The sequence below is a fragment of the Pseudomonas sp. NBRC 111119 genome (assembly GCF_001320125.1).
Taxonomy (GTDB): domain Bacteria; phylum Pseudomonadota; class Gammaproteobacteria; order Pseudomonadales; family Pseudomonadaceae; genus Aquipseudomonas; species Aquipseudomonas parafulva.
In genome coordinates this window covers 50,704-75,832 of sequence record NZ_BCAV01000009.1, presented here as the reverse complement: position 1 = coordinate 75,832, position 25,129 = coordinate 50,704, and the positions used below count along the sequence as shown (strand labels likewise).

Below are 25,129 nucleotides of genomic sequence, written 5' to 3'. Positions count from 1 at the left end.
AATTTGTGTTGCCTGAACTATCGCGTGCTTAGAAGCAAGAGCGGTCTAGTTCTTTCAGTTAGTGCATGGATATATTTAAGTACGCTGTTGCTGTAGATCTTGATTTTGCCTTTGATCTTGATCTTCGCGACTTCAGGAGGCCGAACGTAGGACTTGCGGAAAAAGTGACTCGCCGTAAGGGCGAAAAGGTGATTAAGCGTCTCCATCGCAAATGGGCCATGCCCATTATCAGCACCCACGCAAAGCAATAAAGCTTCAAGCTTCAAGCTTCAAGCTTCAAGCAGATTCAGAGCAGCCGCATAAACCAAGCAAACCGAATCTACCCATCAAGCCCCTACCGTTCGGTTACCGAACACTTACCCCGACGTAGAATTGACGCCACAGACATCACTCCCCACCATGCACCAGCCTCGCGTGCCTCTGCCCAAAAACGGCCACGCCCACCGCTACTGACTACAATTTCAAGAACGAGCAGTTTTATGACCCACACCCACCCAGCCCCCTCAAAGCTGCGCAGCGCCCTCGCCGTCGGTAAAACCCGCTGGGGCATGCTCGCCCTGGTGTTCTTCGCCACCACGCTCAACTACATAGACCGCGCAGCCCTGGGCATCATGCAACCCGTCCTGGCCAAGGAAATGAGCTGGACGGCCATGGACTACGCCAATATCAACTTCTGGTTCCAGGTCGGCTACGCCATCGGCTTTCTGCTACAAGGCCGGCTGATCGACAAGGTCGGCGTCAAGCGCGCGTTCTTCTTCGCCGTGTTGCTGTGGAGCCTGGCCACCGGCGCCCACGGCCTGGCTACCTCGGCGGCAGGCTTCATGGTATGCCGGTTCATCCTGGGCCTCACCGAAGCCGCCAACTACCCAGCCTGCGTCAAGACCGTGCGCCTCTGGTTCCCAGCCGGCGAACGCGCCATCGCCACCGGCCTGTTCAACGCAGGCACCAACGTGGGTGCCATGGTCACCCCCGCGCTGCTGCCGGTGATCCTGGCCGTGTGGGGCTGGCAGGCCGCGTTCATTGCCATGGGTTGCCTGGGGCTGGTGTGGGTGGTGTTCTGGCTGCTCAAGTACCACGACCCTGAGCAACACCCCAGCGTGCGCCAGAGCGAAGTGCAGTACATTCAACAGGACGCCGAACCCGAGCCTACCCGCGTGCCCTTCAGCCGCATATTGCGCCTGCGGGGCACCTGGGCTTTCGCTGTGGCGTATGCCATCACCGCGCCAGTGTTCTGGTTCTACCTGTACTGGCTGCCACCGTTTCTCAACCAGCAATACAGCCTGGGCATCGACGTAACACAAATGGGCATCCCGCTGATCATCATCTGGCTCACCGCCGATTTCGGCAGTGTGGGCGGCGGCGTGTTGTCATCGTGGCTGATCGGCCGTGGCGTGCGCGCCACCAGCGCGCGGCTGGTGTCGATGCTGGTATTTGCCTGCACCATGATCAGCGTCACCTTTGCCGCCAATGCCAGCGGCCTGTGGGTAGCGGTGCTGGCCATTTCGCTGGCCGTGGGCGCCCACCAGGCCTGGACAGCCAACATCTGGAGCCTGGTGATGGACTACACGCCCAAACACCTGGTCAGTACGGTGTTCGGCTTTGGCAGCATGTGCGCCGCCATCGGCGGCATGTTCATGACCCAGATCGTCGGCAGCGTGCTAACCGCCACCCACAATAATTATGCCGTGCTGTTCACCATGATCCCGGCCATGTACTTCCTGGCCTTGGTCTGGATGTACTTCATGGCACCGCGGGCGATCGAGCAGGCCTGATCGCCGCGGCCAGTGGCTACAACGCCCAGTCGGCCTCTTGGCCGAAGAACGCCTGTGCGTTGGCTTGCAGGCTTGCCAGGTGATAGCCCCCCTCCTGCACGATCACGCTGGGCAGCCGTAGGGCGCGAACACGCTCGCCCAAGGTGGCAAAGCCTGCGGTGGTGACCGCTACCTTGCTCTGCGGGTCGAGCTCGTAGATGTCAAAGCCCAGCGACAGCACCAGCACCTCGGCGCCAAAATCCCGCACCGCAGCCAAGGCCACCTCCAGGCTGGCCATGAAGTCCGCTTCACTGGCCCCGTGCGCCAGCGGCAAGTTCAGGTTGTAACCCTGCCCTTCCCCCGCGCCACGCTCATCATCGAAGCCGGCCACGCCCGGGTAGAAGTTGGTCGGGTCGCCATGTACCGACACGTACAGCACGTCATTGCGCCCGTAGAAAATTTCCTGAATGCCCTGGCCATGGTGCATGTCGGTATCCAGAATCGCCACGCGCCGGTAACGGCTGCGCAGGACCTGGGCGGCGACAGCTGCGTTGTTGAGGTAGCAGAAGCCCCCTGCCGCATCGAAGCGCGCATGATGCCCCGGCGGGCGACACAAAGCGTAGGCGGCGGGCTCGCCATCCAGGATGGCCTGGGCCGCAGCCACTGCGCTTTGCGCCGACCAGTAGGCCGAACGCCAGGTGTGTTCGCCCACCGGGCAACTGCCGTCTGCGAGGTAGCGACCCGCCTGGGCCAGTACACCGCGCAAGGCATTGGGCTCACGCACGAAGAGGTTGGACATTACCTCGTCCCCCCAGTCTTCAGGCACTTCCTTCCAATGTGCGTGGGCGCTTTGCAGAAAGGCCAGGTAGGGCTCGCCATGCACAGCTGCAAGGGGCGCCAGGCCGGCATCGGCCGGTGCACAAATGTCGAAACCCAGGGTCTCGGCGGCCCGCACCAGATTGAGCGCCCGCTCAGGCACCTCCTGGGGCGTACGCATGGCGCCGCGGGAATAGTAGCTGCGCGGGTGATGCAGCAGCTGGTCCGGGTGGAAGTAGCAACGCATCAGGCTTCTCCTTCATCGACGCGGCCCGCGCGCGCGAGTACCGCATTAAGCAGTACATCGGCGCCCTGGCGGGCGTCATCAAACAGCACGTCTTCGGCTTCGTTATGGCTGAGCCCGCCCACGCAGGGGATGAACACCATTGCCGTGGGGCAATGCCGGGCCAACAGGATGGCGTCGTGACCGGCCCCGCTCACGATGGCTTGCTGGGCATAGCCCAGGCCGTCCACAGCCTGTTGCACGGTGGCCACGCACGCGGCATCGAACGGTGTGGCCGGGCTCACCCAGTGGCGCTCGATACGCACCTGCAAGCCACGGTTACGGGCGATGGCCTGCAGCTTCAGGGTCAGTTCGTGCTCCATCGCTTCGATGGCCTGGTCGCGGTGGTGGCGCAGGTCAACGGTGAACCGTACCTGCCCTGGGATGGTATTGCGCGAGGCCTTGGCAATGGCCAGTTCGCCTACAGTGGTCAGCCCCTGCGGGGCGAAGTCGGCTGCCAGTTGCTCGACGGCCTGAATCATGCGGGCGGCGCCGTAGAGCGCGTCCTTGCGCAAGGCCATGGGCGTGGTACCGGCGTGGGCAGCCATGCCCTCGACGGTGATATCCAGCCAGCGGATGGCCTGGCCACCACTGACCACGCCAATGGCCTTGGCATTGTCCTCAAGAATCGGGCCCTGCTCGATATGGGCCTCGAAATACGCATCCACCTCGCCGCCAAGCGGCCGCTGGCCTGCGTAGCCGGTGGTGCGCAAGGCCTCGGCCACCGTAATGCCCTCGGCATCACGGATGGCCAACGCCGCCTGCAGCGTCAGCGCGCCAGTAAACACCGCTGAACCGAACATGGCGGGCGTGAAGCGTGCGCCCTCCTCGTTGGTCCACACCGCAACCTCCAGCGGCTTGCGGGTTCGGATGCCCAGGTCATCCAGGCGCCGCAGCACTTCCAGCCCCGCCAGCACCCCATACACGCCGTCGAAGCGCCCACCCTCAGGCTGAGTGTCCAGGTGGCTACCCATCATCACCGGGGCAGCCGTGGGATCGATGCCGGCGCGGCGGGCAAACAGGTTGCCGATGGCGTCCACGGTCAGCGTCAGGCCGGCTTCCCGGCACCAGTGGCTGAACAGGTCACGTCCGGCCTTGTCCTGTTCGGTCAGGGCCAGGCGGCAGCTGCCGCCCCGTGCCGTGGCGCCGATCTCGGCCATGGCCATCAGGCTCGCCCACAGGCGCTCGCCATTGCTTTTCAACATGCGGGTACTCCAGAAACAGTGGGGGTTCATCAGGCCGGCTGCAGCTGCTGGCTACGGGCGTACTGGCGCGCCAGGGCCAGCACGCACACCAGCGACACACAGGCGATCAAGGTGTAGAACAGCGCCATCGGCCACCATTGGCCGGTGAAGGTATGGGCCAGCCAGGTGCCGATCAGCGGCGTGAGCCCGCCGGCAATGGCACCGCACACCTGGTAGGCCATGGAGATCGCGGTGTAGCGCACGCGGGTCTCGAACATGCCACTGACGTACCCGGCGATTACCGCGTAGAACGAGGCCATGCAGGCTGCAGCCAGGGCAATGCCCAGCACGATCATCGGCCCCTGCCCGGAACTCACCAGCACGAACATGGGGTACGGTGAGGCCATGGCCAGCAACGCCACCCACGCCAGAAAACGCGTGGCACCGATTTTTTCCGAGAGCCAGGCAGCCAACGGCTGCACGCAGAACTGAATCACGGCGACGAAGAACAGGCATTGCAGAATCAGCGAGCGCTCCAGGTGCAGTTGCTGAGTGGTGTAGCTGATCATGAAGGTGTTGGTGAAGTAGACCCCGGCGATGCCAAGGGTATTGGCACCGATGCACAGCAGCAGAGGTCGCCAAGCCGTGCGCAGCACCTCCAGGGCAGGCGCCTGTTCCTGGCACCGTGCGGTTTCGGCTTGCTGGCGGCTGGCGAGGAACTCGGGCGACTCGTTGACCCCCAGGCGAATCGCCAACCCCACCAGCAACAGCAGCGCGCTGGCCAGGAACGGCACGCGCCAGCCCCAGCTCATCAGGTCTGCTTCAGGCAGGCGCGTCACCGCACCGAAGGCCAGCAACGAAAGGATCAGCCCGGCCGGGCTGCCCAGCTGGGCAAACGAGGCAAAGAAGTTGCGCCGGCCCTTGGGTGCATGCTCGCCCGCCATCAGCACCGCCCCGCCCCACTCGCCGCCCACGGCAATGCCCTGCACGATCCGCAGCAGTATCAGCAGCACTGGCGCCGTTGCGCCGATCTGCGCGTAGGTCGGCAACAGGCCGATGCACACGGTGACGATGCCCATCATCAGCAGCGTGATCACCAGCGATTTCTTGCGCCCAATGCGGTCGCCCACGTGACCGAAGATGATGCCGCCCAGCGGCCGGGCGAAGAACCCGACGGCAAAGGTGCCGAAAGCGGCCATGGTGCTGAAAAGGCTGTCGTCGGAGGGGAAGAACAGCGCCCCGAACACCAGCGCGGCGGCGGTGGCGTAGATGTAGAAGTCGTACCACTCGATCATGGTGCCGATAAAGGCGGCGGCGGCCGCACGGCGCGGCTGAGGGGCTGCGGTGGCTTGCATGGAAAGCTCCCTTGCTTGTTCTTTTGGCAGGAGTGTGGGGGCACGGTTGCGCTCTGTTGGCGCTTGGCAGGTTGCTGGATCATGGCAACCGCAGCGGCCCTGGTGCCTGGGATTTATCGTCTGGGGGCTATGATTAGTCAATTTTCTATTTATTATTCCAATTATTAGCCCTGCTTATTATCGAGCCTGCCATGTCTGAGCGCCTGCTGAATGATCGATTGGACTGGAACCTGCTGCGCACCTTCCGCGTTATCGGCCAGGAGCTGTCCATAAGCCGCGCAGCCGCCCGGCTGCACCTCACCCAACCGGCAGTGAGCCAGGCGCTCAAACGGCTGGAAGAGCAACTGGGCCGTCAACTGATTGCCCGCCGCGGCCCACGCTTTGTGCTGACCGACATGGGCGAGCAGGTATTCCGGCTGGCCGGCGAGGTCTACGGGCAGATGTCGCAGATCGGCGGCTTGCTGGAGCACCCGGGGGATGAACTGGTGGGCAAGGTACGGCTGCTGATGATCAGCCGCATCGTCAACGAGGCGTTCGACGACCTGCTCGCCGCTTTTCATCGCCAGCACCCCCGGGTGGAGCTTGAAATCGAGGTAATGCGCAGCTCCGACATTGTCGCCGCCCTGCAGGAGAAAACCGCCACTGCAGGCCTCAGCCTCAACCGCCGTGCGCAGACACGGCTGGAACAACGGCTGTTTCTGCGCCAGCGCTATGCCTTTTTCTGTGGCAGGCACCACAGGCTGTTCGGCGAGGCCGAAAGCGACCTGCAGCGGGAGAACTTCGTCAGTTTCACCAGCGACCAGATTGGCGGCATGCTGTCACCGTTGGCCATTTTCCGCGACCAGCAGGGGTTTGCCGGGCGCATCGTGGCATCGTCGCCCAGCCTTGAAGAAGTCCGCCGGCTGGTGATTGCCGGTTTCGGTATCGGCTGCCTGCCTGAACACGTGGTGGCGCCGGATGTACAGCAAGGCTTGCTGTGGAAGCTGCCACCGCTCGACGGTATTGCCGATGTCGATATCCACCTGCTGTGGAACCCGGGCCAGCGCTTCAGCCGAGCTGAACAGGTATTCATTCAGACCTTGCAGCAATGCACCACCGAGGCTGGCCGCTAGGCAAAGGAACGGTTGGTGGATAGCGCCCGACAGGGTATGCTGGCTGATATCAATGAGCCACTACCCAGCCAGGCTCGTTGCCCCTTCAAGGAAGACCCCGTGCCCAGCCAGCCCACCCGCCAGACCATTGCCCGCCAGTGGGAACTTCTCAAACTGCTGCCTGGCCGCCAGCCCGGCCTTAGCTGCAGCCAATTGCAGGCTGCGCTGGCCACGGTTGGCCATGTGACCACCAAGCGCACCGTAGAACGCGACTTGGTGGAGTTAGCCGCCCTTTTCCCCCTGCAGTGCAACAGCAGAAGCCTGCCCTACAGCTGGCACTGGCAACCCGGCCTGAAGGCTAGCCACACGCAGCAATGGCTGGCTGAAGACATGACCGGCCCCGCGCAGATAGAACTGCACGCCTGGGTCGATGACGCGCTGGCACGCGACCTTCAACAGCGCCCGGTGGGCGTGGGCATGCTATTGCTACCCCAAGCAGACGGCGGCGCCACCCTGGTGACCACAGTGGCTGACAGCCCCACGCTCATGGCGTGGCTGTTGTCTCAGGCGGGCTCGATTCGTGTTCAAGCCCCAAAGGAAATACGGGTAGCCATGCTGGACCAGTTGCGCCACAGCCTGGCACTGCACGAAGCTGGCTGAGAAGCGCCGGGTCAGGCGATGCGGCGGCGTGAGAGGCAGGCGTAACCCAGCACCAGAACCACGCACACGAGCCCCGCGAGCAGTGCCATCAACTCTGTGCTGTAGCGGGCGACCCAGGCCGGGAAGCCGATGAAGGACTGGTAGACCTGCACCTCAGCCACGCCATCGGCATAGCTGATACCTACACCCCCCTGACGGATCTGCGAGTAATCGGCGTCGAAGTACACCCACACCTTGCTTTCCCCACCGGGCTCGATGGCGGGTATCTCCAGCTGGGCGGTGGCGTTTTCCAGCAGGGTATCGTTGCCGGCCGAATCCCGAACCTGCACCAGTCCCTTTGCAGGCAGGCGCACTTTCACCTGGTTGACCGGTGCGTCACCGGCATTGCGCAGTTCGATAAGAAGGCCGGTGCGATGGTCTACCAGGCCAGCCTCGAACGGCTTGGCGAACAGGCGGGCGTAAGGTGCCTGCGCCATCTCGACCAGCCGCTCGACCTGTTCGTGGCTCATTTCGCCCTGGCCGATGGCGTTGATGCGCCCGTGTAGCTGCTCGTACTTGAGCTGCTCGCTGGCCTGGCTGATGCGTTCGCTGAACTGGCCGGGGTAAGTCAGGTAGGAATAGGTAAGGGATGCCTCCAGGCGAGGGTTGCCGCCCAGCACCTTATAGGCGAGCAGCAGGGCCATCAGCCCGATCAGCACGGCTACGAGGAGTTTCCCCACCTTGTCCCAGCTCAATGAAAACTTCCTTATGTCGAGGTACAGACGATTCAAGCTGCCCAAGGGTGCCAACTTCGCAGCCCCCAGGCAAGCGTGTCGCTCGACTAGGTGCCGCCCTGCTCTTCCCGGGCCTGGCGCAGTTGCTGCACTTGGCCATCGATCAGCGCCTTGGCCATGCCGGCCAGGTAGTAAGTAGCCTGCATCATTACCTTGCGGTCTTCGGGCCTGTCGATGGCCTTGCGCGTGAGCTCGGTGACGCAGCCCATGATGCCTGATGCCTCCATCAGTGCGGTGCGCATGGGCAGTTTGGCCTTCATGTGCACCAGCTCGTTGTCGGAAGGGGCGAAGCGGCCAGCGGCGTGCAGCACGTTAGGGTTGCCGGTGGGTGTGAGCGTTTCTCTGTCCATGGTGTTTTCTCCTGTTGGCGAGCCTCCCGAGACTAGGGCCACACTCGCCCTAACCACAACGCCCCGACCGCGCCAAAGGCCATTTTCGGAAACTGCCTACAAGTACGGTGCCACTTGACCACTTTGCCCACGTCGCGGACGATCAGCGCTTCCCAAACAAGGACGTCATCATGCTACGTATTCTGGGCAGGGCCTCTTCGATCAACGTGCGCAAGGTGCTCTGGGCGTGCGCCGAGTTTCAGGTACCGTACGAACGCGAAGACTGGGGTTCAGGCTTCCAGGCGACCCACACGGCGCAGTTTCTTGCACTCAACCCGAATGCCATGGTGCCCGTGATCCAGGACGGTGACTTCACGCTGTGGGAGTCCAACAGCATCATCCGCTACCTGGCCAACCGCTACGGTGATGGCACCTTGTATCCGGTGGACCCGCAGGCAAGGGCCAGGATCGACCAGTGGATCGACTGGCAGGCTTCTGACCTGAACCGGTCCTGGAGCTACGCTTTCATGTCACTGGTACGCCACTCCCCCGCCCACCAGGAGCCCCAGGCGCTTGCGGCCGGTTGCGCAGACTGGTCGCGCCACATGCGCATCCTCGACCAGCAACTGGCCCTTACCGGTGCCTATGTGGCAGGCAGTCATTTCACCCTGGCCGACATCCCGATTGGCCTGTCGGTAAACCGCTGGTTCGAAACGCCCCTGGAGCACCCGGCCCTGCCAGCGGTACGTGATTACTACGAACGCCTGAGCGAGCGTGCCGCGTACCATGAGCACGGCCGCAACGGCACGCCTTGAACTGCTGTGGAGGTAGACCGATGAGCGCAACCCTGCGCCTGGCAACACCGGGCGATGTCGACGTGCTGTTCGACATCCGCACCAGCGTTACCCAGAACCATTTGTCACGCCAGCAGATGCACGCGCTGGGCATCACCGCAGAGGTACTGACCGAGGCAATCACCAGCGCGCCCTGCGCCTGGGTGGCCGAATGGCACGACCAGCCCGCAGGTTTTGCCATGGTCGACCTGCAGGAAGGTGAGCTGTTCGCCCTGTTTGTGCGCCCTGCGCTGGAAGGCAACGGGTTGGGTACGCTACTGCTGCAACGGGCCGAGCAAGCCCTGTTTGAGCACCACGCGGTGATTCACCTGACCACCGACGGCGACCCGGCCATGCGGGCAAATGCGCTGTACCGGAGCGCCGGCTGGGTGTGCACCGCTCAGGTGGATGCACGAGACGTGCGGTTCGAGAAACACCGGCATAACGGCTGAGTTCTGTCGAGCTTGTTCATTACACTGCCTCCGCGTGATGGATGAGCCATCAGAGGCCTTTAACGTAATGCCCAGGCTAGCCACAGACTCAGGGGCCAGTGAGTACTCAATTAAAGGTCACTTAACAACCTGGCGTGCGCCCTCGCCAACCATCCCAGCCAGCGCCTTGCGCAGGCTTGGCAGGTCGCTGTAGCGGTGCTCGGCGGTAACCTTGCCATGGCTCAGTTCCAGCCACTGCACCGAGTCGCGGTCGCCCCCATACTGCGCTGCCACTTCGCCGCTGCGGTCGAGCAGAATGCGGTAATTGGCCGAGCGCATGGCTGGCACCATCACGGCCTGGACCATGCTGGGCATTTTCTCGATGTCGGCCACAAACACCACTCCGCGGGCTTCCAGATAGCCTGCAGGCGTATGCTCCACGGCGCTGTTGACCAACCGTGCACTGGCCATGCTGCGGGCCACCATCACCACCCGCGTGTCGTCAGCAAGGGTATAGGCCTTGTCGTGCTGGTCATTCAACGTCCAGTTGCCGGCAGCCTGCGCCAGGGGCGTGAGCACTAAGGTCAGAAGCAGTAACAATGAGGGGCGCATGCGGCTGTCTCGCAATGAAGGTTCCCACACACTAGACGGGTTGTTCGCGCTCGCCAAGCTGCCGTGCTTGAAGCGGTGGGCAGATGTTGCACAATAGCGCGGTCAGATGCCCGTCAAAGGAAACCTCATGCTGTATGTCGTCATGCTGGGCGGCCGCCACCCAGGCGCCAAGATCGAAGTGCACGACGTGGTCTTCGCCCAGGCCGAAACCCTTCAGCAAACCTACCCGCAGCTGCGTGACGCCTGGTTCGGCAGCCTGCAGGGCCTGCACGTGGACAGTTGGCTGGAGGTAGACGGGGTGGACGGCCAGCGCATCGAGTGGCACACCCAGCCCCCTGCTCGCGGGGCCAACCGCCTGTATTTCATCAACCTGGGTGGCTACGAGCGGGGTGTGTTCGGCGAAGCGCACCGGTACCTGCTGGTGAGTGCCCGCAACAAGACCGATGCCAAAGCGCTGGGCAAACTGCAGATGGCTGCCGGCTGGTTGAAGCCGCATACCGACGCGCTGCTGAATGTGGACGACTGCCTGGCCATTGACCAGGTGGGCGGGCTGCACCTGCACCTGGTGCCGGGGCCACACAAACCGACCGTCGCGCGTAACGACTACATCCCCATCTGACTCGGCCCCTTCAAGCGCTGGCCCTACCCTTCCCCGCAGCCGATGGAGCTTCGGCGCCCTGAAGTGGTCTACCCCTCAAGCCGAGCCCACCGCCCCGAGGGGAACACCATGAGCCTGATCCCAGCCCTGCCTGACCCCGCCAGCGTACTGATTTGCGGCGCCAGCCGCGGCATCGGGCTGGCGCTGTGCAAAGCGCTGCTGGCGCGCGACGATGTGCGTGTGCTGGTTGCCGTGGCGCGCCAGGCCAGCACCTGCGAAGCGCTGGTGGCACTGGGCAGGCAGTATGGCGAACGTGTGAGGCTGGTCGACTGCGACGCCAGGCACGAAGACTCACTGGCGCTGCTGGCCACGGAGGTGGGTGGGGTTTGTGAGCACCTGAACCTCGTTGTCAGCACCCTCGGCATCCTGCACCAGGAAAACGCCAAGGCGGAAAAATCCCTGGCACAGCTTGACCTGGCGGGCTTGCAAGCAAGCTTCGCCACTAACGCCTTTGCGCCAATCCTGCTGCTCAAGCACGTGCTGCCTTTTCTGCGCAAGCAGCCTGCCACGTTCGCGGCGTTGTCTGCCCGTGTCGGCTCGATCAGCGACAACCGGTTGGGCGGTTGGTACAGCTACCGATCAAGCAAGGCGGCCCTCAACCAGCTGCTGCACACGGCCAGCATCGAGTTGAAGCGGATCAACCCAGCTGCCACGGTGCTGGCACTGCACCCCGGTACCACCGACACAGCGCTTTCGCGGCCCTTCCAAGGCAATGTGCCGGAAGGCAAGTTGTTCGAAACAGGGTTTGCAGCGCGCTGCGTCATCGAACTGGTGGGGCGCTTGGGGCCGTCGGTGACGGGCAGTTTCTGGGGGTGGGATGGTGAGCGGATTGGGTGGTAAGGAGCCTTACCTCGACCCTGCACCCGCTCGTCGTTGTGCGCACTAAAAAACGCGAGGCCTGTTCAATTTCCCTCATGACCCGCCGATACACCCTCAACGACTTGCCGTTTCCGGAGCCTTTCAATGTCACTGATCCCCGCACGTATCTCGCAGCGCATGACGTTAGCCATCCTGGCTTTGCTGGTTCTTACTGCTGCGGCGATATTTGCGGTGATTACGCTGGGTGGCAAACCCCGGCTGCTGGCCGCCGGAACGGACGCGGCCGAGCAGTCGGCAAAGGCCCTGACCAACGAACTGGCCTTGCCGCTGAACCGCATCGAGGGTACGGCCTCTGCCATGGCGCTGCTGGCACAGACCCTGCCTCACGATGTGGCGCTTTTCCAGGATAACCTGGCGGGCATTATCGACAGCCAAGGCAACGCCGCCATCGCAGGTGGCGGCGTTTGGCCAGAGCCCAACGCGTTCACGGCGGGGACCGAACGGCGTAGTTTTTTCTGGTCACGTAACGCCGACAACAAGCTGGTTTTTTCCGCCGAATACAACGATGCAAATACGCCGCCCTATCAGGCTGAGTCCTGGTATACCGGGGTCAAGTCCACAGCGCCTGGTCGTTGTGTCTGGTCGGATGCTTACCAGGACGCCGTAAGCGGTGTGGCAATGACCACATGCAGCGTGCCCTATCGCAATGGGGCCGCGTTCGCAGGTGTGGCCACCATCGACTTGAAGCTGGACGGCCTGGCCACTTTTCTCAAAGAGAAAGGCGATATAACAGGCGGTTATGCGTTTGCCGTGGATGCCTCGGGTAACGTGCTGTTCTTCCCCGATACCAAAGCCGACAAGGCACTGCTGACCGTCGCCACCCTGGGCCAGGAGCAGCCCTGGCTCAAGCCGGTGGCGGATCGCCTGGCCGACAAGTCGCAGGCCCTTTTAACCTTCAGGCTGGATGACGATGGCAGGCTGGGCACGCCGGCTTACGTGACGCTGGCAACCATGGATAGCACCGGCTGGCGAATTGGCCTGGTAACGCCTGAATCCAGAGTTGTGGGCCTGGCAAATCATCTGACCGCGCAGATACTCTTGTTCCTGTTACCCCTGATGGCCATCCTGCTCGGCCTCGCCTGGCTGGCCGGCAAGCGGCTGTTGGTGCAGCTTGAGGAAACCACGCGGCAAATCGATACCCTGGGCCAAGGCGGCCAGGCCGGGGCTGGGCTGGAAATCGTGCGCGCCGATGAAATTGGTGCGCTGCGCGAATCGGTCAATCATTACGCGGGCTCGTTGCGCAACATGCTGCACCGCATCGCCCAGGAATCTGTCTCGCTTGAGCGTCAGGCTGACGAGCTGGCGCAATTGTCACACGGCTTGGCTGAACGCGCAGAGGCCCAACGGCAGGACAACACCCTGCTGGCTACGGCAATCACCGAAATGTCGGCCAGTGCCAATGAAGTCGCACACAACACGTCTGATTGTTCCGACACTGCCCGGCGCTCATTGGATGACGCGCAGCAAAGCCAGAACCAGGTCAACGGCAACAGCCAGTTCATCGAGGGCCTGGCCACCGACATTTCCGGGGCTGCCGACGCTATCACGCAATTGGGAGCGGACATCGAACGTGTGGGGAGCGTGCTGGAGGTCATCAAATCCATTTCGCAACAAACCAACCTGTTGGCACTCAACGCAGCCATCGAGGCTGCGCGCGCCGGCGAGCAGGGGCGTGGTTTCGCGGTAGTGGCCGACGAAGTGCGTACGTTGGCCGGCCGCACGCAAACCTCTGCGAACGAGATTCAGGAGATGATTTCGCAACTTCGCCAGGCTTCAAGTTCAGCCGTTGCAACCATGCAAAACGGCGCCGAACGTACCCGGTCATCGGTTCAACAGGCGGCAGGTGTCGCATCCACACTGGGCACCACGGTGAAAAGCTTCGACGACATCGTCCAGCGCGCGCAACAGATTGCGGTGGCTGCTCAGCAACAAAGTCACGTCACCCACGAAATCAACGAACTCGCCGTGCGTATTCATGCCTCCAGCGAGCAAGGGGCACGGGATGCCAATGCACTGCGTGAACTCGGCAAAGGCATGCAATCGATCTCAAGCCGGCTGGGCGACTTGAGCCGGGGTGGGCGATAGTCCCCCGGGGCGGGGCGCAGTCAGGGACAGGATATTGATTGATAACAACCGCCGGCGCTGGAGTTTTCGCAGGCGGTGCCATAGGCACATCTCCCGAGCATGCGGCTCAGGAAATCGGCTCAAGGATGCTCGGTGGACACCGAGTTGTTAGCCTCAACATCCTTCATGTCCTCCTCCAGCACATCCGCATCACGGGCCTCATCCTCGTGGGTACGGGCAGTGCCGTTGTCGCGAGGCACCTGGCTGTCCTGATCGGAACCGGGGTTGCCTGGCGGTGGGTTCCAGTCTTCAGGGCGCTGCTGGGCCCCATTTTCCCCAGCACCCTGCTTAGGTTCGGATGGCGTCTGCTCCAGGCCGGAGCCATGGCCTTCACCGGTGTCAGTGATGTTGTGATCAATGGACATTGGCATTCTCCTGATAAAGGCGCTTGAATAAGCACGTGAAATTCAGAGCCGCTGGCTGACCCGGGAGTGCCTGATGGGCGACCAATGGCGCAGCAATGATCGGGAGGGTGTTTGGACTACCACATTCGTGAAGCCACCTCAGACGATGCACAGGGCATCAGCAGCGTGATACTGGCCACGCTGCGCGCAACCAATGCGGCCGACTACGACGCGGAAACGCTGGGCCGTGTAGCGATGTCGTTCACGCCGGCTGCTGTAGCCCAGTTGCTCGAACGGCGGATAATGTTTGTCGCGGTCAGTGACGGCATCGTGGCCACCGCGAGCCTTGAAAGCGACGTTCTCAGGAGCGTGTTCGTCAACCCGGCGAACCAACGCTCAGGCATCGGTGAACAACTGGTTCACCGCGTGGAATGCGAGGCACTCAAACGCGGTTTTGCCCTTTTGAAGGTTCCGTCCTCCGTTACGGCGCAAGGCTTCTACGCCAAGCTGGGGTATCGCAAGGTCCGCGAAGTCCTTCACGGCCTGGAGCGCACCGTTGTCATGGAGAAGTCGCTGGCGGACAGGGCTAGCCAACCTTGATCTGCGTAAGCCCCAACACCTCAGCCTGCGCCAGCACCTCTGCGGGTGTGGCATCGGCTGGCGGCATCACCAGGCTGTTCTCGCCATCACCAAAGTGCAGCACGATCAGGTGCAGCGCAGCGTCGTGGGCGGGGAGCTCAGCCTGGTTCAGCTCAAAGGTATGGCTGGACGCGTTGCCGTTGAGCAGATAGTGAACGGTGAACGTTTGCATGAGCACCTCGATCATGAGTGGGGGTCTTATTACCTGACCGACAGGACAGGAAAAGATTCATGTCGAGGTGCTCGCAGCCCTATCCATCAGGGCAGACCCGCCCTGTTGAGGTATGGCTACTGCTTCATGGTTTCTCGATAGGCCTCGATGAATGGCGCTTCGGCGGGATCGATCCGGTCCATGCCGGCCGCAATGCGGTGCCAGTAAGGGTACTGCGGTGCCAAGCGGGTAGCGTTTTCGATCTGTTGCAGGTCTTCACACGTCAGCTTCAGCGCCACGGCCTGCAGGTTGTCCTGCAACTGTTCAAGGGTGCGCCCGGCGGTAATGACGCTGGTGATGCCGGGCCGGTCCTTCAGCCAAGCCAGGCACACCCGCGCGGGTGAGCAGCCATGCCGTTCCCCGACCGAAATCAGCGTTTCGATGATGTCGTAGGCGCGCTCGCGGTCGTGCACATAGGGTTCCGGCCAGTCGTTGCCCTGGCGCGTGCCCTTTGGCGTCTGCTGCCCGCGGCGGACCTTGCCGGTCAACAAGCCCTCCCCCAGTGGCCCCCACACCAGCGTTGCGAAGCCCTGGTCGATGGCCATCGGCAAAAGCTCGTACTCGGCCTCGCGCGACTCAGGGGTGTAGTAGATCTGTTGGGACACCGGCTGTTGCCAACCATTGAGTTGGGCACTGCCGAGGGTCTTCATCATCTGCCAGGCGGTGTAGTTGGAGGTGCCGAAGTAGCGGATCTTGCCGCTTTGCACCAGGTGGTCCAAGGCTGCAAGGGTCTCCTCGACCGGCGTAACGCCGTCCCAGTTGTGGATCTGGTACAGGTCGATATGGTCAGTGCCAAGGCGCTTGAGGCTGGCTTCACAAGCGCGGATCAGGTGATAGCGTGATGCGCCGCTGTCATTGGGGTTGTCACCCATCGGGCTGCGCGCCTTGCTGGCCAGAATGATCGACTGACGTCGCTCGCCCAGCGCCTTGCCCACGATCTCCTCAGCCAGCCCATGGGAATACAGGTCGGCCGTGTCCACCAGGTTGACGCCCGCATCAAAGGCCGCGTCGAACATGCGCCTGGCCAGGTCCACATCCACACTGCCGGTTTTCTCGAAGGCGCCGCGCCCACCAAATGGGACGGTCCCTACGACCAGTTCGGACACCATCAGCCCGGTATTGCCAAGTGCACGGTACTTCATGGGGTACTCCTTTCAAAAGACCTGAAGTACCGACGACAATGGCGGCTGAATCGTTCCATCCGTCGCACACGCACCTGGCGTGAAAACTTGTCAGGGCCGCATGAGGGGCTCTATGCCGATCCATTTCTTGACCGGGTGATAGCAGAGCTTCTGCGGCGGGATGGCCAGCGTCTGCCCCCCAACCTGCAAGCTACCCAGGTGAATGGTCCACTTGGAGTCGGCATTGAACTGGTTGGTTTGGAAGATCACGTAGGCCGAGCCATATCGCTTGTTGTTGGTGAGTTTGGGAATCAGCCGGTGCACTTCATCGCTGTTGATGTCGTAGGGCGAAGGCCGGGCGGATTGCTCGGTCAACGAGGGGAAGTCGTGAATGTCGTCGCTGCCAACATAGACCTCGGGGCGCGCGTTCAGCCGTGAACCATCGGCAAAGGTGATGTAGGCCTGGCGGCTGTCATAGAGCACCGGCACAGGTGGCACGCCACGGGTCGAGCCTGATGAAGGCCGGGCGCGGTCCTGGTTGTAGGCAATCATCTGCACGTAGAACTCTGGCTGCTTGTACCGCTCGCCAGGGTACTCCACGTGCAACCCCTGTTCGTAGGGCTGATCCCGCCAGCGGGCGGCGTGGTCGTAGAGGTAGGTTTCAAGGTACACCGTGGTCTCACCCTGCGGGCCGGGCACCTTAAACTGGAACTCGGACTCGCACAGGTCCGCATACGCAGCACGCTCGCGCTGCCAGGGGATGCAGCCAGCGAGCGAGGTCACTGCAAGCATCAGCAGGGTAATACTGGCGCGTTTGAACACTGTCACCACCTCCATCGTCACGCTCGTCAGGTGGCTGAAGCCTCGTTGGCCAATTGAGCATGGGTGGCCAGTTCTTCGGCGATGAACGCCGAGATCATTGCCCGGTAAACCTGCTCGACGACTACCGGCGAGGCACCGGTTTCTTGCGCCAAGGCGCGTACCTTGGCGATGACCTGCTCGACGCGCGCCGGGGCACGTACGTCGTCGGTGGTTTTCTTGAAGCCGGCAGCTTGCGCCACCAGGTCGCCGCGGCTGGCCAGCAGCGACACGACCTGCCGGTCGATCTCATCGATGCGCTGGCGGACTTCGTCCAGAGAGGTGCAACGCGTATCCATTCGCCAGGTTTCCTTGTGTTGGTGTTGAGGATGGTACCAATGGGTTTGTCAGGTTCGATTTGACCCAGCCGGCAAGCGTAGAGGCTCGCGCGGCGTGCGGCAACCACACGGCCAGTAGAAAACGTCAAACCCAATTACCCCCCTACAACACCGGCTTACGCGCCACCCCACTGCGAGCCTTGGCCATCGCCGCCAACCGCACCGCCACGTTGGCCGCCCCATACCCCGCGTACCCCCCTTTGCGCTGGATAATCTCGAAGAAGAACCGATCCTCAAACGGCTCGGTATACACGTGGAACAGCTCCCCCCCCTGCGCATCACGGTCATAGAGCACGTTGTAATAGGCCAGCTCGCTAAGAAACTCGTCATCGAAGTCAAAGCGCGCAGCCAGGTCATCGTAGTAGTTGAGCGGAATTTCCAGCAACGGCGCCCCCGCCAGCTTGGCCCGGGCCACTTCGCGGAAGATGTCCGCGCAGTCGAATGCGATGTGGTGCACCCCCGACCCCCGGTAACTGGACAGCGCATGGGCAATGGCGGTGTTGCGGTTTTCCGAGATGTTCAGCGGCAAGCGCAGCGTACCGCAGGGGCTGCGCAGGGCGCGGCTTTTCACCAGGCCGTAAGGGTCAGGCAGCACCACTTCGTCATCAGCGGCAAAGCCGAACAGGCTCTTGTAGAACAGCACCCAGCTGTCCAGCGACTCGGCCGGCAGCGCCAGCGCCATGTGGTCGATACGCTGCAGCCCGCCGGTGGGCGCGGCGCTCGGGTTCAGGCTGAAGTCGGTGTCATACAGGCTCTGGCCCGCACTGCCCTGCTCCACCAGATACAGCAGGCTGCCATCCGGGGCGCGCACGGCCGGCACCTCGCACTCGTTGGGCCCGACCAGCCCGCGGAACGGTTGGCCCCGGAACGCCGTGGCGCGCTTGAGGGCCGCCTGCTGGTCCTTCACCCGCAAGGCAGTAGCGCACAGCGAAGGCCCATGGGCTTCAAAGAAGTTGTGACCGAACGAGTAAGGCTCAGCATTGAGCACGATGTTGATATCACCCTGGCGCAGCAGTTGTACGTCCTTGCTCCGGTGCTGGCCCGCTTCGGCAAAGCCCAGTTTCTTGAGCCAACCGTTCAGGCGGGCGCCCACCGCTTCATCCACGGCAAACTCCAGAAACTCAACGCCGTCGTAGGTGCTGGCAGCAGGCGGCGCGAACAGCACGCCCGGTTCGATGCCAGTGCCTTCCTGCTCCAGGCGCAAGCGCGTCTGCTCTTCGAGGTACAGCAGTGAACGCAGGCCGTCGGCGGCGTTCTGCCGCGGCGGCGCAGCGCGGAAACCGTCGTTGAAGATTTCCAGGGACAACGGCCCGCGGTAACCCGTGGCCAGAATCGGCGCCAGGAACCCGGCCATGTCCATCTCACCCTGCCCTGGGAAGCAGCGGAAATGGCGGCTCCACTCCAGCACATCCATGGCCAGGATTGGCGCGTCGGCCATTTGCACGAAGAAGATCTTGTCGGCCGGAATGTCGCGGATGGCGGCGGGGTCACCCTTGAGCGACAAGGTGTGGAAGCTGTCCAGGATCACACCCAAGGCGGCGTGATCCGCCTGGCGCACCAGGTTCCATACCTGCTGGTAGGTATTCACATGGCGGCCCCAGGCCAAGGCCTCGTAGCCGATGCGCAAGCCGCGCTTGCCAGCGTGCTCTGCCAGCAGGCGCAGGTCGTCGACCAGCAGTTGCTCGTCGCCCAGCGCGTCGGCCTGCACGTTGCTGCACACCAGCACCAGGTCGGTGCCCAGTTCCTGCATCAGGTCGAACTTGCGCTCGGCTCGGTCAAGGTTTTTCTGCAGGCGGTCGCGGCGGCAGCCTTCGAAATCGCGAAATGGCTGGAACAGCGTCACGGCAAGCCCCAGGTCGGCGCACATCTGGCGTACCTGGCGTGGGCTGCCGGCGTAGTACAGCAGGTCGTTCTCGAAGATTTCGACGCCGTCGAAGCCGGCGGCGGCGATGGCCTCGAGCTTTTCCGGCAGGGTGCCGCTCAAGGACACGGTGGCGATCGAACGCTGCATGGCGGGAGTTCCTTGTTGTCAGGGGGATCACAGGGCCAGCGGGGATGCAAAACCCCCGTTACAGTTTCTGGCACGATGGATTATTCGCAGGTAAAGTCGGCGCTTCAATCCCTTTGTACGGAATGGTTAGTTTTGCGTTCGATTATCGCACGAAACCCGTTTTAGCGAATTGCCTGACCGCTGGCCCGTGGTCAACATGCATCACAGACGCAGGCCCAATGTTCACCGCCTCCTGCCTTGGCGTTTCCAGCCGGAGCCTGCGCTACAACAATAACAACGGAGACAACGATGGCTCACTCCAGCTCTCAAGCCAAGAAAGCGACCGCCAGTGGATGGATAGGCTCGGCACTCGAGTACTACGACTTCTTCATCTACGCCCAAGCCGCTGCACTGATTTTCCCGCAGATATTCTTCCCCAATACCGACCCCAAAATGGCCATCATTGCCTCGCTGGCCACCTACGGTGTGGGCTACCTGGCGCGCCCGGTCGGGGCCTTCGTGCTCGGCCACTGGGGCGACACGCGCGGTCGCAAGAACGTGCTGCTGTTGTGCATGTTCCTGATGGGCATCTCGACCATGGCCGTCGGCCTGCTGCCCACCTACCACGACATCGGCATGCTGGCACCCGCCCTGCTGGTGCTGTTGCGGCTGGTTCAGGGCTTTGCCGTGGCGGGTGAAATCTCCGGCGCCAGCTCGATGATCATGGAGCATGCGCCGTTCGGGCGACGCGGTTACTACGCCAGCTTTACCCTGCAAGGGGTACAGGCGGGCCAGGTGATGGCTGCCGCCGTGTTCCTGCCGTTGGCTTACTTCATGCCTAGCGAGGCGTTCAACGACTGGGGCTGGCGCATTCCGTTCCTGATGAGCGCAGTGGTGCTGATTGCAGGCTTCATCATCCGCAAGGAAGTGCATGAAACCCCCGCGTTCGTGAAGGAAGAAAAGCAGGCCAAGGTTGCCAAGTCACCCATCAGCGAAGCCTTCCGCCACAGCTGGAAACACATGGTGCTGGTGATGTTCATGGCACTGATGAACGTGATCCCTGTGGTCGCCACCATCTTCGGCGCGGCCTACGCGGTACAGCCAGCCTATGGCATCGGGTTCGACAAGAGCGTGTACCTGTGGATTCCGGTGGTGGGCAATATCGTGGCAGTGCTGGTGATCCCGTTCGTGGGCAACCTTTCAGACCGCATTGGCCGTCGCCCGACCATGATTGCCGGGTGCCTGGGGTCGGGGCTGCTGGCCTTCGTGTACCTGTACGCGATCAGCATCCAGAACGTGCCGCTGGCCTTCGCTTCGTCGATCGTCATGTGGGGCATGGTCTACCAAGGCTACAACGCGGTGTTCCCAAGCTTCTACCCAGAGCTGTTCCAGACCCGCTACCGCGTTTCGGCCATGGCCATCGCGCAGAACATCGGCACCATGCTCACCGCCATGCTGCCGGCGCTGTTCGCCCTGGTGGCGCCGCCTGGTTCGGAGAACATTCCGCTGGTGGTCGGCGGCCTGGCCTTCTTCATCACTTGCGTGTGCGCACTGGCGGCCTACATCGCGCCGGAAACCCATCGCCTGGCCATGGAAGACCTGGGTAATCCTCAGGCCAAACCGATGGAGAAAGAGGCCTACGAGGCCAGCCGCAAGGGGAGCTTGCAGGCCATGAGCCAGTGATGGGTCATTGATCCCAGCGCCTTGGGTGGCAGATCGCAAGCTGCGCTCCGCCACCCAAGGCGCTGTCTGACAATCAGTTCACCACTCCCTGCAGCCCTCGCCACAGCCGCTCCACATCTGCCCGTTCGGTCGGCAACGCGCCAATCGAAACCCGCACCATCCAGCGGCCATCCAGCGTGGCCGGTGTCACGTAAGCTGCCCCGGAAGCGTTCAGCCGTTGCGCCCAACCCCGGGTATGGGTATCCAGCGCCTCGCCTTCCAGCCCCGCAGGCCGATGCCGAATGCACAGGGTTTGCAACTGCACCGGCGCCACCAACTCCCAATCGGCGGCAGCCGCTACCTGCCCGGCCAACCACTGTGCATTGTCGAGGTCGCGCCGCAGACGCGCCTGCAACGCCTCTACCCCTTCGCTGCGCAACATGAACCACAGCTTCAGGGCCCGGAACCTGCGCCCCAGCGGGATACCCCAGTCGCGCAGGTTCTTCACCTCGCCATCCACGGCCGACTGCAAGTAGCTGGGGTTGGTGCTCATGACGCGGATCAGGTGCTGCGGGTCGCGCACATAGTAGATCGAGCAGTCGAACGCCACCCCCAACCACTTGTGCGCGTTGACCACCACCGAGTCCGCCAGCTCGATGCCGTCCCACATCCACCGGCACTCGGGCAGGATCATCGCCGAACCCGCCATGGCGGAATCCACGTGCAGCCACAGCTTGTGCGCCTGGGCGATGGCGCCGATAGCGCTTAGCGGGTCGAGGGCCGTGGTGGTGGTAGTGCCGGTGGTAGCAACCACTGCACACGGCTGGTTGCCTGCCGCCAGGTCCTGTTCGATGGCGGCCTGCAGTGCCTCTGGGCGCAAGGCGTAGCGTTCGTCGGTGGGGATAAGCCGAATGTTGGCACGCCCGAAGCCGGCCAGCAGCGCCGCCTTGTCTACCGAGCTGTGGGCATGGGCGCTGACATACACGATCAGCGGCCTGGCTTCGGCCTGCAGGCCGCCACGCACCAGGGCGTAATCGGTGGCGCGTTCACGGGCGCTGATCAGCGCAACCAGCGTGCTGGTCGACGCGGTGTCCTGGATCACCCCGCTCCACTGGGCCGACAAACCCAGCAACTCACGCAACCAGCCCAAGGTGATTTCTTCCAGCTCGCTCAAGGCCGGGCTGGACTGCCAGGACAGGCCCAGCACGCCCAGGCCGGTGCTGAGAAAATCGCCCAATACCGACGACAAGGTGCCGTTGGAGGGGAAGTAGCCGTAGAAGTCCGGGTGCTGCCAATGGGACAACCCAGGCATGATCACCTGCTGGACATCCGCGAGGATCGCTTCGAACGCCTCGCCCTGTTGCGGAGCGGCGTCAGGCAATACCGCCTTCAGGTAGCCGGGCTCAACCTGGGCCATCACCGGCCGCTCGCCCACGGTCTGGCGGTAGTCGGCAATCAGGTCGATCAGCTGGTGGCCGTATTGGCGGAATTGTTCGGGGGTCACGGGGGCTCTCCTGAGGAATGTGATTGCCAGATACTGCTCTAGTCTAGGCACAGTGCCCCTGGCGAATAACCCCGCTTCGTGCATAGCTGCTATGGCGAACCCGCAAGGTTCCTCATGCCAACAGGTACACCGGGAAGCACTCACACAGATGCATCACACGGCGTCGGGCGCTTTCCAGCAGTGCGCTGTCGTTGGGCTGCGCCAGCAGGTCGGCGATCAGGCCAGCCACTTCAGCGCATTCAACCTCGCCAAACCCACGGGTCGTCAGTGCGGGTGTGCCAATACGGATGCCACTGGTGATCGTCGGTTTCTGCGGATCGCCTGGAATCGAATTTTTGTTGAGGGTGATATGGGCGCTTTCCAGCAGGGCTTCCGCATCCTTGCCGGTAATGTTCATGGCGCGCAGGTCAAGCAGGAACATGTGGCTGTCGGTGCCGCCGGACACAACCCGCAAGCCACGCCGGGTCAGCACATCAGCCATGGTCCGGGCGTTGTCGATCACCCGTCGCTGGTACTGTTTGAAGTCGTCGCTCAGGGCTTCGCCAAACGCCACCGCCTTGGCGGCAATCACGTGCATCAGCGGCCCGCCCTGGTACACCGGGAACACCGTCTTGTCGAGCAGGGCCGCGTATTCAGCCTTGGCCAAAATCAAGCCGCCGCGCGGGCCGCGCAGGGTCTTGTGGGTGGTCGAGGTGATGAAGTCGGCGATACCGACTGGCGAGGGGTACACGCCTGCTGCCACCAAGCCGGCGTAATGGGCCATGTCGACCATCAGGTAGGCGCCGATTTCATCGCAGACTTTGCGAAAGCGCGAGAAATCAATGACGCGGGAATAGGCCGATGCACCTGCGATGATCATTTTCGGCCGATGCTCGCGTGCCAGCGCTTCCATCTGTTTGTAGTCGAGGGTCTCACTGTCTGGCTCAAGGCCATAGGCAAGGGCCTGGAAGAACTTGCCCGAAAAATTCACCGAGGCGCCGTGGGTCAGATGGCCGCCGTGAGCCAGTGACATCCCTAGAATGCTGTCGCCCGGCTCAAGCGCCGCAAGGAAAACTGCCTGGTTGGCCTGTGAGCCGGAGTGCGGCTGAACGTTGACATATTCGCAGCCGAACAGTTGGCGGGCTCGGTCGATGGCAAGGTTCTCGATTTCGTCGACAACCTTGCAGCCACCGTAATAACGGCGGCCTGGATAGCCTTCGGCATACTTGTTGGTGAGTACCGAGCCTTGGGCCTGGAGCACCTGTTCGCTCACGTAGTTTTCCGAGGCGATCAGCTCCAGGTGGGTTTCCTGACGATTGCGCTCGCGGTCGATCAGACGAGCGATGGCGGGGTCGCGAAATTGCAAGCTCATGCGGAGATTCCTTGTGATGGCGCTGTGTTCAGCAGCGTCGGCAACTGACCCGCAAGTGCGCCTGGCGGGCCGCCGGCGCTGCCGGAGAGGAAGATGGAGGTGTCTTTCAAGCCGCTGCCGGTGATCAGCACCACAGCGGTCTGCGCGGTATCGGGATGTGCCTGGGCATACTTGATCAGGCCAGCGAAGGCGCTGGCAGCACCCGATTCGGCGAATACACCGGTGCGCGAGGCAAGCCTGGACGCCGCTGTCACGATGTCCTGGTCACTGACGCACATGAACTCGCCGTTGCTGGCTGTTACCGCGCGCATGGCCTTGAGGCGATCGCGTGGCAATGCCACGTTGATGCTGCTGGCCAGGCTGGTAGGTACGATGCGTGCGGTGCGTGCCATGGAGCGGTCGCTGCGCCACGCCCGGTACATGAAGTTGCTGTGTTCGGCCTGCACACCGATCAGGCGCGGCATACGGGCGATCCAGCCCAGTTGCAGCAAATCGAACAGGCCCTTGTAGACTGACCCCAGGATGCAGCCGTTACCGACCGGCACGAATATCAGATCGGGCACCTGCCAGTGCAGCTGTTCACAGATCTCGAAGGCAACGGTCTTCTTGCCCTCGCTCATGTACGAGTTGATACCGGTGGTTCGGTTGTACCATCCGTGCGCCTGGCAGCCGGCCAGGCATTGCTCGAATGCCTCATCGTACTGACCGTCCACCAATACGATCTCGGCCCCATAGCCCAACATCTGCGCGCGCTTTTCCCGGGGTGCGGTGCGTGGCAGATAAATCACATTGCGCAGGCCCATGCTGGCACTCATCCCGGCCAGCGCCGAGGCGGCGTTGCCCGTGCTGGCCACGGCCACGGTGCGGGCGCCCGACTGCAAGGCATGGGCTACAGCCAACGCACTGGCGCGGTCCTTCAGCGAGCCGGTTGGCTGCCTGGATTCGTCCTTGATCAACACCTTGATCGCCGAGCCTTCGCCAAGCAGATCGGCCGGCGCATACAGCGGCGTATTCCCCACCAGCAGCGGCGGTACGTACTGGGTCGAACTGAGTGGCATCAGCCGGTCATAGCGCCACATGCCACGGGCCTGCTGGTCCGCCAGGGCTGCTCGGGGCCATTCACGCTTCAGCGTGGGGTAGTCGTAAAGCACATCGAGGGCACCTTCGACCTTGCAATGTGGGCAAAAGTAACTGACCTCATGGGGCTGGTATTGGCGGTCGCACACCAGGCACTGCAATGCATACGCTTTGTACGAATTCTTCATGGCCATCCTTAGGAAGTGTGCTGTGCGGGTGCTTTCCCTGCCGACGTCGGTCCGCTGCACAGAACCG

At 62.7% G+C, this 25,129-nt stretch carries 25 protein-coding genes and 1 pseudogene; 11 read left to right on the top strand and 15 right to left on the bottom strand.

The features are described 5' to 3' along the window. The first annotated feature begins 479 nt into the window (after nt 1-479). Nucleotides 480-1,772 carry an MFS transporter gene (locus APH25_RS05265; protein ID WP_028634329.1) on the top strand — a complete coding sequence of 431 codons (1,293 nt, stop codon included), beginning with the start codon at nt 480-482 and terminating at the stop codon, nt 1,770-1,772. 16 nt (nt 1,773-1,788) lie between these two features. Here APH25_RS05265 and APH25_RS05260 read toward each other — a convergent pair whose 3' ends face one another. The 3 genes from APH25_RS05260 to APH25_RS05250 are packed head-to-tail and all read right to left on the bottom strand — an operon-like array spanning nt 1,789 to nt 5,389. Further along, nucleotides 1,789-2,814: a histone deacetylase family protein gene (locus APH25_RS05260; protein ID WP_060481310.1), complete on the bottom strand. Its 1,026-nt coding sequence runs from the start codon at nt 2,812-2,814 to the stop codon at nt 1,789-1,791. Then, complete coding sequence (locus tag APH25_RS05255) at nt 2,814-4,055, bottom strand: Zn-dependent hydrolase (protein ID WP_028634331.1); 1,242 nt, start codon at nt 4,053-4,055, stop codon at nt 2,814-2,816. The genes APH25_RS05260 and APH25_RS05255 overlap by 1 nt, the downstream gene beginning before the upstream one ends. Before the next feature lie 29 nt (nt 4,056-4,084). After that, nucleotides 4,085-5,389, bottom strand: coding sequence for an MFS transporter (locus tag APH25_RS05250; protein WP_028634332.1), 1,305 nt, complete (start codon nt 5,387-5,389; stop codon nt 4,085-4,087). 191 nt (nt 5,390-5,580) lie between these two features. On the opposite strand from APH25_RS05250, the gene APH25_RS05245 reads away from it, so the two are divergent. After that, on the top strand, nt 5,581-6,501 hold the full coding sequence (locus APH25_RS05245) for a LysR family transcriptional regulator (RefSeq protein WP_060481309.1): 921 nt from the start codon (nt 5,581-5,583) through the stop codon (nt 6,499-6,501). Between the two features lie 99 nt (nt 6,502-6,600). Beyond that, nucleotides 6,601-7,140 carry a WYL domain-containing protein gene (locus tag APH25_RS05240; RefSeq protein WP_060481316.1) on the top strand — a complete coding sequence of 180 codons (540 nt, stop codon included), beginning with the start codon at nt 6,601-6,603 and terminating at the stop codon, nt 7,138-7,140. Nucleotides 7,141-7,151: 11 nt separating this feature from the next. On the opposite strand, the gene APH25_RS05235 is transcribed toward APH25_RS05240, so the two are convergent. After that, nucleotides 7,152-7,874, bottom strand: a complete 723-nt coding sequence (locus APH25_RS05235) for a hypothetical protein (RefSeq protein ID WP_028634335.1) — start codon at nt 7,872-7,874, stop codon at nt 7,152-7,154. Between the two features lie 86 nt (nt 7,875-7,960). Then, nucleotides 7,961-8,263: a DUF3077 domain-containing protein gene (locus APH25_RS05230; protein ID WP_028634336.1), complete on the bottom strand. Its 303-nt coding sequence runs from the start codon at nt 8,261-8,263 to the stop codon at nt 7,961-7,963. A gap of 170 nt (nt 8,264-8,433) precedes the next feature. On the opposite strand from APH25_RS05230, the gene APH25_RS05225 reads away from it, so the two are divergent. Together APH25_RS05225 and APH25_RS05220 are read left to right on the top strand one after the other, a co-directional pair. After that, nucleotides 8,434-9,057, top strand: a complete 624-nt coding sequence (locus APH25_RS05225) for a glutathione S-transferase family protein (protein ID WP_060481308.1) — start codon at nt 8,434-8,436, stop codon at nt 9,055-9,057. 20 nt (nt 9,058-9,077) lie between these two features. Beyond that, nucleotides 9,078-9,527, top strand: coding sequence for a GNAT family N-acetyltransferase (locus APH25_RS05220; RefSeq protein WP_060481307.1), 450 nt, complete (start codon nt 9,078-9,080; stop codon nt 9,525-9,527). A gap of 117 nt (nt 9,528-9,644) precedes the next feature. Here the strand turns inward: APH25_RS05220 and APH25_RS05215 are convergent, their stop codons facing one another. Then, nucleotides 9,645-10,118, bottom strand: a complete 474-nt coding sequence (locus tag APH25_RS05215) for a hypothetical protein (RefSeq protein ID WP_060481306.1) — start codon at nt 10,116-10,118, stop codon at nt 9,645-9,647. Nucleotides 10,119-10,245: 127 nt separating this feature from the next. Between APH25_RS05215 and APH25_RS05210 the strand changes: the two genes are divergently transcribed. The 4 genes and pseudogenes from APH25_RS05210 (at nt 10,246) to APH25_RS26190 (ending at nt 13,740) form a co-directional block, all read left to right on the top strand. Further along, the gene (locus tag APH25_RS05210) at nt 10,246-10,737 is read left to right on the top strand and encodes a DUF1543 domain-containing protein (RefSeq protein ID WP_028634341.1); all 492 of its coding nucleotides are present in this window, start codon (nt 10,246-10,248) and stop codon (nt 10,735-10,737) included. A 108-nt stretch (nt 10,738-10,845) separates the two neighbouring features. Then, nucleotides 10,846-11,616, top strand: coding sequence for an SDR family NAD(P)-dependent oxidoreductase (locus APH25_RS05205; protein WP_060481305.1), 771 nt, complete (start codon nt 10,846-10,848; stop codon nt 11,614-11,616). 123 nt (nt 11,617-11,739) lie between these two features. Beyond that, nucleotides 11,740-12,621, top strand: a pseudogene (locus APH25_RS26195) (cache domain-containing protein); the annotation flags it as partial. Beyond that, nucleotides 12,607-13,740: a methyl-accepting chemotaxis protein gene (locus APH25_RS26190; RefSeq protein ID WP_371262496.1), complete on the top strand. Its 1,134-nt coding sequence runs from the start codon at nt 12,607-12,609 to the stop codon at nt 13,738-13,740. The pseudogene APH25_RS26195 and the gene APH25_RS26190, both read left to right, overlap by 15 nt. 119 nt (nt 13,741-13,859) lie before the next feature. On the opposite strand, the gene APH25_RS05195 is transcribed toward APH25_RS26190, so the two are convergent. Then, nucleotides 13,860-14,144, bottom strand: a complete 285-nt coding sequence (locus APH25_RS05195; RefSeq protein WP_256217481.1) for a hypothetical protein — start codon at nt 14,142-14,144, stop codon at nt 13,860-13,862. Nucleotides 14,145-14,255: 111 nt separating this feature from the next. On the opposite strand from APH25_RS05195, the gene APH25_RS05190 reads away from it, so the two are divergent. Next, nucleotides 14,256-14,723, top strand: a complete 468-nt coding sequence (locus APH25_RS05190) for a GNAT family N-acetyltransferase (protein ID WP_060481302.1) — start codon at nt 14,256-14,258, stop codon at nt 14,721-14,723. On the opposite strand, the gene APH25_RS05185 is transcribed toward APH25_RS05190, so the two are convergent. The 5 genes from APH25_RS05185 to quiC all read right to left on the bottom strand — a co-directional run bounded on the left by APH25_RS05185 (nt 14,710) and on the right by quiC (nt 19,301). After that, complete coding sequence (locus tag APH25_RS05185) at nt 14,710-14,934, bottom strand: hypothetical protein (protein WP_060481315.1); 225 nt, start codon at nt 14,932-14,934, stop codon at nt 14,710-14,712. The genes APH25_RS05190 and APH25_RS05185 overlap by 14 nt on opposite strands. A gap of 116 nt (nt 14,935-15,050) precedes the next feature. After that, nucleotides 15,051-16,115: an aldo/keto reductase gene (locus tag APH25_RS05180; protein WP_060481301.1), complete on the bottom strand. Its 1,065-nt coding sequence runs from the start codon at nt 16,113-16,115 to the stop codon at nt 15,051-15,053. Nucleotides 16,116-16,205: 90 nt separating this feature from the next. Next, complete coding sequence (locus APH25_RS05175) at nt 16,206-16,931, bottom strand: hypothetical protein (RefSeq protein ID WP_060481300.1); 726 nt, start codon at nt 16,929-16,931, stop codon at nt 16,206-16,208. Between the two features lie 11 nt (nt 16,932-16,942). Beyond that, nucleotides 16,943-17,251, bottom strand: coding sequence for a chorismate mutase (locus tag APH25_RS05170; RefSeq protein WP_060481299.1), 309 nt, complete (start codon nt 17,249-17,251; stop codon nt 16,943-16,945). Nucleotides 17,252-17,393: 142 nt separating this feature from the next. Then, entirely contained in the window at nt 17,394-19,301 is a 1,908-nt protein-coding gene (quiC, locus tag APH25_RS05165; RefSeq protein ID WP_028634350.1) for a 3-dehydroshikimate dehydratase QuiC, read from the bottom strand. A 288-nt stretch (nt 19,302-19,589) separates the two neighbouring features. On the opposite strand from quiC, the gene APH25_RS05160 reads away from it, so the two are divergent. Continuing rightward, nucleotides 19,590-20,963, top strand: coding sequence for an MFS transporter (locus APH25_RS05160; RefSeq protein WP_060481298.1), 1,374 nt, complete (start codon nt 19,590-19,592; stop codon nt 20,961-20,963). Between the two features lie 73 nt (nt 20,964-21,036). Here the strand turns inward: APH25_RS05160 and APH25_RS05155 are convergent, their stop codons facing one another. The 3 genes from APH25_RS05155 to APH25_RS05145 form a co-directional block, all read right to left on the bottom strand. After that, the gene (locus APH25_RS05155) at nt 21,037-22,446 is read right to left on the bottom strand and encodes a DOPA decarboxylase (RefSeq protein ID WP_060481297.1); all 1,410 of its coding nucleotides are present in this window, start codon (nt 22,444-22,446) and stop codon (nt 21,037-21,039) included. 112 nt (nt 22,447-22,558) lie between these two features. Then, nucleotides 22,559-23,797: a serine hydroxymethyltransferase gene (gene glyA, locus APH25_RS05150; protein ID WP_060481296.1), complete on the bottom strand. Its 1,239-nt coding sequence runs from the start codon at nt 23,795-23,797 to the stop codon at nt 22,559-22,561. Beyond that, nucleotides 23,794-25,062 carry a threonine synthase gene (locus APH25_RS05145; RefSeq protein WP_060481295.1) on the bottom strand — a complete coding sequence of 423 codons (1,269 nt, stop codon included), beginning with the start codon at nt 25,060-25,062 and terminating at the stop codon, nt 23,794-23,796. Before APH25_RS05145 ends, glyA begins: the two co-directional genes overlap by 4 nt. Between the last annotated feature and the right edge of the window lie 67 nt (nt 25,063-25,129).

Excerpts from the sequence above, each read along its gene's own strand:
- APH25_RS05170 (WP_060481299.1), bottom strand. The coding sequence starts at position 17,251 with ATGGATACGCGTTGCACCTCTCTGGACGAAGTCCGCCAGCGCATCGAT.
- APH25_RS05145 (WP_060481295.1), bottom strand. The coding sequence starts at position 25,062 with ATGAAGAATTCGTACAAAGCGTATGCATTGCAGTGCCTGGTGTGCGAC.
- APH25_RS05215 (WP_060481306.1), bottom strand. The coding sequence starts at position 10,118 with ATGCGCCCCTCATTGTTACTGCTTCTGACCTTAGTGCTCACGCCCCTG.
- quiC (WP_028634350.1), bottom strand. The coding sequence starts at position 19,301 with ATGCAGCGTTCGATCGCCACCGTGTCCTTGAGCGGCACCCTGCCGGAA.
- APH25_RS05260 (WP_060481310.1), bottom strand. The coding sequence starts at position 2,814 with ATGCGTTGCTACTTCCACCCGGACCAGCTGCTGCATCACCCGCGCAGC.
- APH25_RS05245 (WP_060481309.1), top strand. The coding sequence starts at position 5,581 with ATGTCTGAGCGCCTGCTGAATGATCGATTGGACTGGAACCTGCTGCGC.
- APH25_RS05250 (WP_028634332.1), bottom strand. The coding sequence starts at position 5,389 with ATGCAAGCCACCGCAGCCCCTCAGCCGCGCCGTGCGGCCGCCGCCGCC.
- glyA (WP_060481296.1), bottom strand. The coding sequence starts at position 23,797 with ATGAGCTTGCAATTTCGCGACCCCGCCATCGCTCGTCTGATCGACCGC.
- APH25_RS05180 (WP_060481301.1), bottom strand. The coding sequence starts at position 16,115 with ATGAAGTACCGTGCACTTGGCAATACCGGGCTGATGGTGTCCGAACTG.
- APH25_RS05225 (WP_060481308.1), top strand. The coding sequence starts at position 8,434 with ATGCTACGTATTCTGGGCAGGGCCTCTTCGATCAACGTGCGCAAGGTG.
- APH25_RS05205 (WP_060481305.1), top strand. The coding sequence starts at position 10,846 with ATGAGCCTGATCCCAGCCCTGCCTGACCCCGCCAGCGTACTGATTTGC.
- APH25_RS05265 (WP_028634329.1), top strand. The coding sequence starts at position 480 with ATGACCCACACCCACCCAGCCCCCTCAAAGCTGCGCAGCGCCCTCGCC.
- APH25_RS05185 (WP_060481315.1), bottom strand. The coding sequence starts at position 14,934 with ATGCAAACGTTCACCGTTCACTATCTGCTCAACGGCAACGCGTCCAGC.
- APH25_RS05210 (WP_028634341.1), top strand. The coding sequence starts at position 10,246 with ATGCTGTATGTCGTCATGCTGGGCGGCCGCCACCCAGGCGCCAAGATC.
- APH25_RS26190 (WP_371262496.1), top strand. The coding sequence starts at position 12,607 with ATGGATAGCACCGGCTGGCGAATTGGCCTGGTAACGCCTGAATCCAGA.
- APH25_RS05195 (WP_256217481.1), bottom strand. The coding sequence starts at position 14,144 with ATGTCCATTGATCACAACATCACTGACACCGGTGAAGGCCATGGCTCC.
- APH25_RS05175 (WP_060481300.1), bottom strand. The coding sequence starts at position 16,931 with ATGGAGGTGGTGACAGTGTTCAAACGCGCCAGTATTACCCTGCTGATG.
- APH25_RS05230 (WP_028634336.1), bottom strand. The coding sequence starts at position 8,263 with ATGGACAGAGAAACGCTCACACCCACCGGCAACCCTAACGTGCTGCAC.
- APH25_RS05255 (WP_028634331.1), bottom strand. The coding sequence starts at position 4,055 with ATGTTGAAAAGCAATGGCGAGCGCCTGTGGGCGAGCCTGATGGCCATG.
- APH25_RS05160 (WP_060481298.1), top strand. The coding sequence starts at position 19,590 with ATGGCTCACTCCAGCTCTCAAGCCAAGAAAGCGACCGCCAGTGGATGG.
- APH25_RS05220 (WP_060481307.1), top strand. The coding sequence starts at position 9,078 with ATGAGCGCAACCCTGCGCCTGGCAACACCGGGCGATGTCGACGTGCTG.